Origin of the sequence: Paraburkholderia strydomiana, assembly GCF_031456815.1 — a bacterium.
In the GTDB taxonomy this organism is placed as follows: Bacteria; Pseudomonadota; Gammaproteobacteria; order Burkholderiales; family Burkholderiaceae; genus Paraburkholderia; species Paraburkholderia caledonica.
The window spans coordinates 1-1,205 of sequence record NZ_JAVDVL010000048.1 but is presented as its reverse complement, the minus strand read 5'-3'; the positions used below and the strand labels follow the sequence as shown (position 1 = coordinate 1,205).

Genomic DNA, 1,205 nt, shown 5'->3' with positions numbered 1-1,205 from the left:
GCTGCATCGGACTGCCCCGCCACATACGCCGCGAGCCGCTGCTTCTGCGCCTCGCCCACCACGATCACCGCGGCTTCGCGCACGCCCTCGCACTGGCGCAGCACCGCCTCGATCTCGCCCAGTTCGATGCGCTGCCCGCGCAGCTTCACCTGCTGGTCCAGCCGCCCGAGGAACTCTACCGTGCCGTCCGCGCGCAGCCGGCACAAGTCGCCGCTGCGATAGACGCGCGCCCCCGGCTCGCCGTACGGGTCCGGCACGAACCGCTCCGCCGTCAGCGCTGCCCTTCCCGGATAGCCGCGCGCCACTGTCGGTCCGCCGATGCATAGCTCGCCGAGCCCGCCCACCGGCGCTTCATCGCCGAACGCGTCGAACACCCGTGCCGTACGCCCCGGATACGGATGCCCGATCGGCACCGTCACCTGCCGTGCGTCGTCGGCCCCGGTGCGGCGGTACAGCGCCGCCACCGTCGTCTCGGTCGGCCCGTACAGGTTGTCCAGCCGGATATCCGCGAGCGGCCCCTCGCGCCAGCGCGCGAGCGCGTCGCCCGGCAGCGCCTCGCCGCCCACCGTCACCTGGCGCAGCGCGAGTTGCGCGCGCGGCGGCGCATGACGCTGCCACTGCTGCCACAGCGCGGTCGGGATCCGCGCGAACGTCACGCGCCGCTTCACCAGCCGCTCGCTCAGGCTTTGCAGATCCCACGGCTGCGCCCCGCGCATCTCCACCGTCGCGCCGCGCAGCAGCGCCGGCAGCGTCTCGTGCAGCGCGACGTCGAAGTTGATCGTCGACGAATGCAGCACCGTATCCCTGCCGTCGATGCCGTAGGTCGCGAGGAAATCCTGCAGGTGCGTCCACAGCGCGCCGTGGCTCACGCCGACGCCCTTGGGCCGGCCAGTCGAGCCCGATGTGTAGAGCACGTAGGCGAGCTGGTCGGGATGAAGGGGGGCGTCGATGAAGTGTGACGCTGCTGTCGCTGTTTCCGCGCTCAAGGCGGCATCGTGCTGAGTCGCCCCCACCTCAACCACCTCACACCCCGCCAGCACCGCCCCCACCTGCTTCGCGCTAGCGCTATCGGCCACCACCTCTACGATGCCCGCGTCGTCGATCATCTGCGCAAGGCGTGCGGGCGGATACTCAGGATCGAGCGGCACGAACGCCCCACCCGAGCGGATGATCCCAAGCAGCGCCGCAACCAGCGCCGGGCCGCG

General features: G+C 71.7%; 1 protein-coding gene. It reads right to left on the bottom strand.

Annotation, left to right across the window (positions count from 1 at the left end; all coding sequences use genetic code 11):
- The coding region (locus J2W46_RS34295; protein ID WP_310360463.1) for an amino acid adenylation domain-containing protein at positions 1 to 1,205 on the bottom strand (1,205 nt) is incomplete at both ends.